This is a genomic window from Amycolatopsis sp. YIM 10, assembly GCF_009429145.1.
Lineage (GTDB): Bacteria > Actinomycetota > Actinomycetes > Mycobacteriales > Pseudonocardiaceae > Amycolatopsis.
Window position 1 is genome coordinate 8352664 of record NZ_CP045480.1, and the last position, 11470, is coordinate 8364133.

At 70.8% G+C, this 11470-nt stretch carries 1 protein-coding gene (cut by a window edge); it reads right to left on the reverse strand.

Annotated elements, in window-relative coordinates:
• Positions 1-11453: the start of a type I polyketide synthase gene (locus tag YIM_RS39285; RefSeq protein WP_153035194.1), read on the reverse strand. The gene continues 18136 nt to the left of window position 1, outside the view; 11453 of the gene's 29589 nt are visible here — the first part of the coding sequence; its start codon is at positions 11451-11453; its stop codon lies beyond the left edge, outside the window.
• Positions 11454-11470 lie beyond the last annotated feature (17 nt).

The window sequence follows — 11470 nt, forward strand, 5'->3', positions numbered from 1 at the left end:
CCCCACGACTCAACCAGCCGATACAACGCCACTTCCAGCGCAAACAACGCGGGCTGCGCATTACCGGTCTGGTTCAGCGCCTCTTGGTCTTCGCCCCACATCACCTCACGGACATCGAGGTACTCGAAGACCTCGTCCAGGGCCTTGGTGAACACGGGGTACCGGTCATACAACTCCCGGCCCATCCCGACCCGCTGCGAACCCTGACCAGCAAAAACAATGCACAACGGCCGCTCGACCGCCACACCCCGCGCCACCTCGGCGCCATCGACCAGCACCGCCCGGTGCTCGAACGTCGACCGCGTGGACACCAGCGAGAAGCCCACATCGACCGACGCCTCGAGCGCGCGGACCCGCTCGACCTGCGCGTCCAGCGCGGCGGGCGTCTTCGCCGAGACCGGCAGCGGCACCACCGCGGGTTCGACCGTCGGCTCCGCCAGCTCGCGCAGCAACTGCGGCGGCTGCTCGAGGATCACGTGCGCGTTGGTCCCGCTGATGCCGAACGACGAGACACCCGCCCGGCGCACCCGGCCCGCTTCCGGCCATTCCACCGGCGACGTCAGCAGCTCGACCGAACCGGCCTCCCAGTCCACATGGGACGAAGGCGCGTCGACGTGCAACGTGGGCGGCAAAATGCCGTGCCGCATGGCCATGACCATCTTGATCACGCCCGCGACACCGGCGGCCGCCTGGGTGTGCCCGAAGTTCGACTTGATCGACCCCAGCAGCAACGGCCGCTCACGGTCCTGCCCATAGGTCGCCAGCAGCGCCTGCGCCTCGATCGGGTCGCCCAAAGTCGTGCCCGTGCCGTGCGCTTCCACCGCGTCGATGTCCGTTGTGGACAGACCGGCCGTGGCCAGCGCCTGCCGGATCACCCGCTGCTGCGACGGACCATTCGGCGCGGTCAAACCATTCGACGCACCATCCTGGTTCACCGCGCTGCCGCGCATGACCGCGAGGATCGGATGCCCGTTGCGCTTGGCGTCGGAAAGCCGCTCCAGCACCAGCACACCGACACCCTCGGAGAACCCGGCGCCGTCGGCCGAGTCGGAGAACGCCTTGCACCGGCCGTCCGCGGAGAGCCCGCGCTGGCGGGAAAGTTCGACGAGCGTGCCCGGCGTGGCCATCACGGTCACCCCACCGGCCAGCGCGAGCGAGCACTCCCCGCCACGCAACGCCTGCGCGGCCAGGTGCACGGCCACCAGCGACGACGAGCACGCCGTGTCGACGGTGACCGCCGGGCCTTCGAAGCCGAAGGTGTAGGACAGGCGACCGGAAACCACGCTCGGCGAGGCGCCGGTGCCCTGGTAGCCCTCGAAACCGTCACCGTCGATGATCGACGAGTAGTCGTTGTACATCACCCCGGCGAACACGCCGGTCTCGCTGCCCTTGAGCGTCGTCGGATCGATGCCCGCCCGCTCGATCGCCTCCCACGACGTCTCCAGCAGCAGGCGCTGCTGCGCGTCGGTGGCCAGCGCTTCACGCGGGCTCATGCCGAAGAACGCCGGGTCGAACTCGGCGGCGTCGTGCAGGAACCCGCCGGAACGCGTGTACGAGGTGCCCGGGTTGTCCGGGTCTTCGTGGAAGAGGCGGTCGAGATCCCAGCCGCGGTCGACCGGGAAGCCGGTGATCGCGTCGGTGCCGTCGAGCACCAGGTTCCACAGCTCGTCGGGGGTGCCGACCCCGCCGGGGAAGCGGCAGCCCATGCCCACGATGACGATCGGGTCGTCCGTCACCGCCCTGGTGACCTGCCGCGGGATGGCGGCGGCCGCGTCGAACAGCTCGTCGCGCAGGTAACCGGCGAGCGCGGCAGTGGTCGGGTAGTCGAAGATCAGCGTCGACGGCAGGCGCAGGCCGGTCGCCGAGGTCAGCCGGTTGCGCAGTTCGACCGCGGTCAGCGAGTCGAAACCCATGCCCTGGAAGGCCTGCTCGGCATCGACCGACTCCGGCCCGGCGTGCCCGAGCACCATCGCGACCTGACCGCGGACGAGGTCCAGCAGCGCTTCGACGCGCTCGGCCTCGCCCAGCGCGGACAGTCGCTGCACCAGCGTGACGGCGGTTTCCGCCCCGGCGACCGAACGACGGGCCCTGGTCCGGATCAGCCCGCGCAGCAACGGCCGGATCTCGCCCTGCGCGCGCAGCACCGGCAGGTCCAGGCGCATCGGCAGCACCGCGGCCTCGCCCGAACCGAGCGCGAGGTCGAACAGCCGCAGCCCTTCTTCATCAGACAGCGGCGGCATTCCACCGCGCCCCAGCCGTTCGACGTCCGTTCCCGCGAGCATGCCGCTCTCCGCCCACGCGCCCCAAGCGAGCGAGACCGCGGGCAGCCCTTCGGCGCGGCGGTGCTCGGCGAGGGCGTCGAGGAAGGCGTTGGCGGCGGCGTAGTTGCCCTGGCCCGGCGTGCCGAACACCCCGGCACCGGACGAGAACAGCACAAAGGCGTCCAGGTCGCCGGTGAGTTCGTGGAGATTCCAGGCGGCGTCGACCTTGGGCCGCAGCGCGGTGTCGAGCCGGTCCGCGTCGAGCGAATCGATCACGCCGTCGTCGAGCACGCCGGCCGTGTGGATCACGGACTTCACATCGTGCTGAGCCAGCAGCGCGGCGAGCGCGTCACGGTCGGCCACATCGCAGGCAGCCACCTGCACGTTGGCGTCCAAATCGGACACGTCAGCCTCACCGCGGCGGCTGACCAGCAACAGGTTCCGCACACCGTGCTCATCCACCAAGTGCCGCGCGATCGCCCGGCCGAGACCACCGGTGCCACCGGTGATCAACACCAGGCCGTCCGGGTTCCAAGTCACCCGCTCGCGGGTGGTCACGCGCGTGAGCCGCGCGGCTTTCGCCACCCCGTCACGCACGATGACCTGCGGTTCGTCGACGCCGAGCCCGGGCGCCGGGTCACCGTCGGTGTCCACCAGGCCGAACCGGCCCGGGTGCTCGGACTGGGCCGAACGCACGAGACCGTGCACGGCGGCGGAGGCGAGATCCGTGCTCCGGGTGACAAAAACGAGCCGCCCGGTGCGTTCCTCGGTCAGCCACCGCTGCATCGCGGCGAGCACGCCGGCGGTCGCGGTGTGCGCGGCTTCCACCACGTCACCGGACGACTCGACGTGATGCAGTTCGTAGTCATCCACAGTGGACGATGTGATCGGCACCCAGTCGACGCGGAACAGCGAATCGCGGTCGGCATCCGGTTCCTCGACCGAAACCGCGCGCACGACCAGGGATTCGATCGAGGTCACCGGCGCACCGGCGGCGTCGGCCACCGCGATCGAGACCGCGTTCTCACCGGTCGCGGTGATCCGCACCCGAATGGTGGTGGCACCAGTGGCGTGCAGCGACACACCCACCCAGGCGAACGGCAGGCCTCCCCGGCTGATCACACCGAGGTCGGCGAACCCGACCGCGTGCAGCCCGGCGTCCAGCAATGCCGGGTGCAGGCCGAAGTTGGCGTTCTCGGCACCGTCCGGAAGGGACACTTCGGCAAACAGTTCGTCGCCGCTGCGCCAGACCCCGCGCAGGCCCTGGAACATCGGGCCGTAGTCGAATCCGTCGGCGGCGAACCGGTCGTAGGCGCCCGCGATGTCGACGGCCTCGGCGCCGGCGGGCGGCCAGGCGGTGGCGTCGAAGTCGGCCCGGCGTTCGCCACTGCCGAGCACACCGGTCGCGTGCTGCGCCCACGGCGCGTCCATGTCGGTGCGCGAGTGGATGGCGACGGTCCGGCGGCCGGTCCCGTCGGCCTCGCCGACCCGGACCTGCAACTGCACGGAACCCAGTTCTGGCAACACCAGCGGCGCGGCCAGGGTCAGCTCGTCGATGCGGTCGCAGCCGACCTCGTCACCCGCACGCAGGGCGAGCTCGACGTAGGCGGTGCCGGGCAGCAGCACGCGGCCCATGACCGTGTGGTCGGCCAGCCACGGGTGCGTCCGCAGCGAAAGGCGGCTGGTGAACACGCTCTCGCCGTCCGCGAGTTCGACCGCCGCGCCGAGCAGCGGGTGTTCCACCGACACCAGGCCGAGGCCGGTCGCATCGCCGGGCCGGACGATCACCGGCGGCCAGTACCACTGGTTCCGGAAGGCGTAGGTGGGCAGGTCGACGCGCTGGGCGCCGGTGCCGTCGAAGAACCGGGGCCAGTCCACGGAAACACCGTTGACGTGCAGCTGGGCCAGCGCGGTGGCGAAGGCGGTTTCCTCGTCGCGATCCTTGCGGAGCGCCGGAACCACTACCTCGGCCACCTCGGCGGTCATGGCCGACAGCGTGCTGTCCGGGCCGAGTTCCAGGTACGCGTTCTCGGGGACCAGGTTGTCGGCAAATCGCACGGTGTCGCGCACGTGCCGGACCCAGTAGTCGACGGAGGTGACCTCACCCGGCATCGGAATGCGCGGTTCGTTGAAGGCCAAGTCCTCGATGGCAGCCCGGAACTCGTCCAGCATCGGGTCCATCAACGGCGAATGGAATGCGTGCGAAACCTTCAACCGCCTGGTCTTCTCGAACCTGGCCGCGATCTCCAGCACCGCGGCTTCCTCACCGGCGATGACCACACTCGACGGACCGTTCACCGCCGCGATCGAGACGCCCTCGGTCAGCGTGACCTCGTCCTCGGCCGCCTTGATCGCCACCATCGCGCCACCGGTCGGGAGCGCCTGCATCAGCCGGGCCCGCGCGGAAACCAGCGTGCACGCGTCTTCGAGCGACAGCACCCCGGCCACGTGCGCGGCGGCGATCTCGCCGATGGAGTGCCCGGCCAGCGACTGCGGCTTGATCCCCAGCGACTCGACCAGCCGGAACAACGCCACCTCGAACGCGAACAACGCGGGCTGCGCGTTCCCGGTCTGGTTCAGCGCTTCCTGGTCCTCGCCCCACATCACCGCGCGCACGTCGAGATACTCGAAGACCTGGTCCAAGGCCTTGGCGAACACCGGGAACCGCTCGTACAGCCCTCGGCCCATCCCGATTCGCTGCGAGCCCTGACCCGCGAACACGATCCTCAGTGGACGATCGACCGCGGAACCACGTGCGACCTCCACCCCGTCGAGCAGAACCGCGCGGTGCTCGAAGGTCGTCCGGCCGGTCAGCGAGTAACCGACGTCCACCGCCGGTGCCTCGACCGCGCGGATGCGCTCGACCTGACCGTCCAGGGCGGCGATCGTCTTCGCCGAGACCGGCAGCGGGACCGCCTTCGGCTCCACCACCGGCTCGATGACCTGCGGCGCCACCGAGTCCGCCTGCTCCAGCACCACGTGCGCGTTGGTCCCGCTGACCCCGAACGAGGACACCGCGGCCCGGCGCGGGCGTCCCGGCTCCGGCCATTCGGCGGGCGAGGTGAGCAGGTCGACCGAACCCGCTTCCCAGTCCACATGGGACGAGGGCGCGTCGACGTGCAGCGTCTGCGGCAGCATGCCGTGCCGCATGGCCATGACCATCTTGATCACGCCGGCGACACCGGCCGCGGCCTGCGTGTGCCCGATGTTGGACTTGATGGAGCCCAGTTTGAGCGGGGTTTCCCGATCCCGGCCGTACGTCGCCAGCAACGCCTGCGCCTCGATCGGGTCACCCAGCGTCGTGCCCGTGCCGTGCGCCTCCACCGCGTCGACGTCCGAAGTGGACAGACCTGCCGAAGCCAGGGCCTGTCGGATGACGCGCTGCTGCGACGGACCATTCGGCGCGGTCAGGCCGTTGGACGCACCGTCCTGGTTGATCGCCGAGCCGCGCACGGTGGCGAGCACGGTGTGCCCGTTGCGGCGAGCGTCGGACAGCCGTTCCAGCACCAGCAGGCCGACACCCTCGGACCAGCCCACGCCGTCGGCGGCGTCGGCGAACGACTTGCAGCGGCCGTCCTGCGCGAGGCCGCGCTGACGGGAGAAGGCGATGAACGAACCCGGCGTCGCCATCACGGTGACCCCACCGGCCAGCGCGAGCGTGCATTCACCGGCACGCAAAGCCTGCGCGGCCAGGTGCAACGCGACCAAAGAGGACGAACAAGCCGTGTCGACGGTGACCGCCGGGCCCTCCAGCCCGAGCGAGTAGGCGACCCGGCCGGACAGCACGCTGCCCGCGGTGCCGGTGCCCTGGTAGCCCTCGAAGGCCTCGTCGTCGATGAGCGTGCTGTAGTCGCTGGACATCACCCCGGCGAACACCCCGGTGGCGCTGCCCTTCAGCGAAGCGGGGTCGATCCCGGCGCGCTCGATGGCCTCCCACGCGGTGGTGAGCAGTAGCCGCTGCTGGGCGTCGGTCGCCATCGCCTCGCGCGGGCTCATCTCGAAGAACTCGGGGTCGAATTCGCCCGCGCCACGCAGGAAACCGCCGTTGCGCGTGTAGGAGGTGCCGAAGTGGTCGGGGTCGGAGTTGTAGAGCGTGTCGAGGTCCCAGCCGCGGTCGGCGGGGAACTCGGAGATCGCGTCGGTGCCGCCGAGCACCAGCTCCCACAGGTCCTCCGGCGAATCCACGCCACCGGGGTAGTGGCACCCCATGCCCACGATCACGATCGGGTCGTCGCCGTGAATGTGGCTTTCCCGGCGCGTCACGGTGCCGTGAATTTGGCTTTCCCGGCCGTCGAACAACTCGTCGGCCAGGTAGGCGGCCAGTGCGGCGGTGTTCGGGTAGTCGAAGATCAGCGTCGACGGCAGGCGCAGGCCGGTCGCCGTGCCCAGGCGGTTGCGCAGTTCGACGGCGGTCAGCGAGTCGAAGCCGAGGTTCTGGAAGGCCTGCGCCGGGTCCACCGACTCCGCGCCGAGGTGCCCCAGCACGGCGGCCACCTGACCGCGGACCAGGTCGATCAGCGCCTCCGAACGCTCGGCCTCACCCAGCGCGGAAAGCCGCTGCACCAGCGAAATCGCGGTCTCCGAACCGGCGACGGCCCGCCGCGCCCTGGCGCGGATCAGCCCGCGCAGCAGCGGCGGGATCTCCGCCTGCGCACGCAGCACCGGCAGGTCCAGGCGGACCGGCAGCACGGCCGCGTCCGGCCCGGCGAGCGCGACGTCGAACAGCTCGACGCCCTGCTCGATCGACAGTGGCGGCATGCCGGAGCCGGTGATCTTCTTCAGCTCCGCATCGGACAGCCCGCCGGTGAGCCCGATCGACGGGTCCCACGCGCCCCAGGCCAGCGACACCGCAGGTTGTCCGGCGGCCCGCCGGTGAGCCGCGAGTGCGTCGAGGAAAGCGTTTGCGGCCGCGTAGTTGCCCTGGCCGGGCGTGCCGAAGGTGCCCGCGGCCGAGGAGTAGAGCACAAAGGCGTCGAGGTCGCCGGTCAGCTCGTGCAGGTTCCAGGCCGCGTCGACCTTGGGCCGGAGCACGGTGTCGAGCCGGTCCGCGTCAAGGGAGCCGATCACGCCGTCGTCGAGCACCCCGGCCGTGTGGATCACGGACTTCACCTCGTGCTCGGCCAGCAACGCGGCCAGCGCCTCCCGGTCGGCGACATCACACGCCACGACCTGCACGTTCGCGTCGATGTCCGACACGTCAGCCTCACCACGACGGCTGACCAGCAGCAGGTTCCGCACGCCGTGCTCGTTCACCAGGTGGCGGGCGATCACGCCGCCGAGACCGCCGGTTCCGCCGGTGATCAACACCAGACCGTCCGGGTCCCAGACCGCCCGCTCGCCGGTTTCCGCACGCGTGACACGCGGCGCGAGCACCTTGCCGTCACGGACGGCGACCTGCGCTTCTTCGGTCGCAAGCGCTTGCGCCACCGGGGCGCCGGGTTCGAGTTCCACCAGCCCGAACCGGCCCGGGTTCTCCGACTGCGCCGAGCGCACCAGGCCCCACACCGCCGATGCCACCAGGCCGTCACCGGTGACGAAGACCAGGCGTGAATCGGCGAACCGCTCCTCGCGCAGCCACTCCTGCAGCACGCCCAGCACCCGCGCGGTCACCTCGTGCACGGACGTCACCACGTCGTCGTCCCCGGCCTCGACCGGGTAGACGACCACCGGCGGCACGTCCACAAGGGACGCCAGGTCGGTGTGCTCGGCGAACTCCGGCTCGGCTCCGGTACGCACGGGCACCCAGTCGAGGCGGAACAGCGAGCTGGTGACCGGCGCCTCGATCGCGGAAGCCGACCGGGCCAGCAGCCCTTCGACCGAGGCGACCGGGCCACCGGCGGTGTCGGCGACCTCGATCGCCACGGCCTCACCGGCACCGCGCGCCAGGCGAACCCGCAGCGCGGTCGCCCCGGTCGCGTGCAGCGACACGCCTTCCCACGAGAACGGCAGCCCGCCCCGGCTCACTTCACCGAGGTCGGCGAACCCGGCGGCGTGCAGGCTCGCGTCGAGCAGCGCCGGGTGCAGCACGAACCGGCCGGCGTCCCGCTCGGCCGACTCCGGCAGCGCGACCTCGGCGAAGAGCACGTCCTCGCCCTGCTTCCACGCGGCCTTGAGGCCCTGGAACGTCGGCCCGTGGCTGAAGCCCAGCTCGGCGAACCGCTCGTAGTGCCCGGTGAGGTCGAGGGGCTCCGCACCGGCGGGCGGCCAGGCGGTGAAGTCGTACGCGGGCGGCTGCGCGCCTTCGGCCAGGAAACCGGTGGCGTGCGTGGTCCACGGCAGGTCGTCGGCCCGCGAGTACACCGCGATCGACCGGCGGCCGCCCTCGTCGGGCGCGCCCAGGTGCACCTGGAGTTGGAGCGCGCCGTCTTCGGGAATGACCAGCGGTGCGGCCAGGGTCAGTTCGTCGATCCGATCCAGGCCGAGGTCTTCACCGGCCCGCAGCGCCAGTTCGACGAACGCCGTGCCCGGCAGCAGCACTCGCCCCTGCACGTTGTGATCGGCGAGCCACGGGTGCGTGCGCAGCGACAACCGGCTGGTGAACAGCAGCCCTTCCCCGGCGGCCAGGTCGACGGTCGCACCGAGCACGGGGTGTTCGACCGCGCCCAGCCCGGCCGCGCGGACGTCACCCGAGGTGCTGGCCGCCGCGGCCCAGTACCGCTGCCGCTGGAAGGCGTAGGTCGGCAGGTCGATCTTGCGCGCACCGGTACCGGCGAACCACGGCGCCCAGTCGATGGTGACCCCGCTGACGTGCAGTTTCGCCAGTGCGGCGACTGCGGCCGACTCCTCGGGGCGGTCCTTGCGCAGCAGCGGCACGGCCACCGCTTCGACGCTCTCCTGCGCCATCGCGGACAGCACGCCGTCCGGGCCCAGCTCCAGGAACGCGGTCACGTCCCGCTCGGCGAGCCGTCGCACGTGGTCGGCGAACCGCACGGTGTCCCGCACGTGGTTCACCCAGTAGTCCACTGTGGTCACATCGCCGGAGGTGACCAGCTGGAGCCGCGGTTCGTTGAAGGTCAGTCCGGAGATGGCCGCGCGGAAGTCGTCGAGCATCGGGTCCATCAGCGGCGAGTGGAACGCGTGGGACACCTTCAACCGCGAGGTCTTCTCGAACCCGGCCGCGATCTCCAGCACCGCGGCTTCCTCACCCGCGATGACCACACTCGACGGACCGTTCACCGCCGCGATCGACACACCCCCGCGCAGGGTGATCTCGTCCTCGGACGCCTTGACCGCCACCATCGCACCACCAGTCGGCAGTGCCTGCATCAACCGCGCACGAGCGGAAACCAGCGTGCACGCGTCTTCCAGACCGAGCACCCCGGCCACGTGCGCGGCCGCGATCTCACCGATCGAATGCCCGGCCAGGTAGTCCGGCTTGATGCCGAACGACTCCACCAACCGGAACAACGCCACCTCGATGGCGAACAACGCGGGCTGCGCGTTCCCGGTCTGGTTCAGCGCTTCCTGGTCCTCACCCCACATGACCTCGCGCACGTCGAGGTGCTCGAAAACCTCGTCCAAAGCGGCTTTGAACACCGGGAACCGGTCATACAGCTCGCGCCCCATGCCGATCCGCTGCGAACCCTGCCCGGAGAACAGGAACGCGGTCAGCCGGTCGGTCGCGACGCCCCGCTCGATCTCGGTGAACCCGTCCACCAGCACCGCGCGGTGTTCGAACGCCGAACGGGTCGTGGCCAGCGAAAGGCCGATGTCCGCCGGGGAGCCCGCGACGGCCCGGAGCCGATCGATCTGCGCGTCCAGTGCTTCGGCGCTGCGCCCGGAGACGAGCCACGGCACCACCGACGGCTCGATTTCGGCGGGCTCCGCCACGACTTCGGCGGCCGGGGCCTGTTCGAGCACGATGTGCGCGTTCGTCCCGCTCACGCCGAACGAGGACACGCCCGCCCGGCGCGGACGCCCTGTCTCCGGCCAGTCGCGGCGCTCGGTCAACAGCTCGACCGACCCGGCATCCCATTCCACATTGGACGAAGGCGCGTCGATGTGCAGGCTCTTCGGCAGCACGGCGTGCTGGAGCGCCATGACCATCTTGATGATGCCCGCGACCCCGCCCGCCGCCTGCGGGTGCCCGAGGTTCGACTTGATCGAGCCGAGCAGCAGCGGCGTCTCACGGTCCTGCCCGTAAGTCGCGAGCACCGCCTGCGCCTCGATCGGGTCGCCCAGCACGGTGCCCGTGCCGTGTGCTTCGACAGCGTCCACATCGGACGGCTTCAGTCCGGCGTTCGCCAGCGCCGCACGGATCACCCGCTGCTGCGACGGCCCGTTCGGCGCGGTCAGCCCGTTCGACGCACCGTCCTGGTTCACCGCGGAACCCCGCACCACGGCCAGGATCTTGTGCCCTTTGCGCTGCGCGTCCGAGACCCGCTCCAGCGCGAGCACACCGACGCCTTCCGACCAGCCCGTGCCGTCGGCAGCTTCGGCGAACGACTTGCACCGGCCGTCGGCGGCGAGCCCGCCCTGCTGGGTGAAAGCGGCAAAACCGGTCGGCGTGGACATCACCATCACGCCACCGGCCAGCGCCAGATCGCACTCGCCCTGCCGCAGCGCTTGCACGGCCAGGTGCAGCGAGACCAGCGACGACGAGCACGCGGTGTCCACGGTGACCGCCGGGCCTTCGAGTCCCGAGGTGTAGGACACGCGGCCGGAGATCACACTGGCGACCGATGCCGTGGTGGTGAACGCGTCGCCCTCACCGGACTTCGCGGTCAGGCTGCCGTAGTCCTGGCCGGTGGTCCCGAGAAACACCCCGGTCTGGCTGCCGCGCAGCGAAAGCGGGTCGATGCCCGCGCGCTCCAGCGACTCCCACGCGGTCTCCAGCACGAGCCGCTGCTGCGGGTCCATCGCCACCGCCTCACGCGGGGAGATGCCGAAGAACCCGGCGTCGAAATCGGCCACATCGGACAGGAAGCCGCCCTCGAAGGTGGCGCTGCGCAACGCTTCGACGTCCCAGCCGCGGTCGAGCGGGAAGCCGCCGATGGCGTCACGGCCCTCGGCGACCAGGTCCCACAGCTCCTCCGGACTGGTCACTCCGCCCGGGTACCGGCACCCGATGCCGACGATGGCGATCGGCTCCACGGCGGACGTCACCAGCTGCTGGTTCTGCTTGCGGAGACGCTCGATCTCCTTCAAGGACGACCGCAGTGCCTCGACGTACTGGTTGGTGGAGTCGGTCATCAACCCGTCCTTTGTCG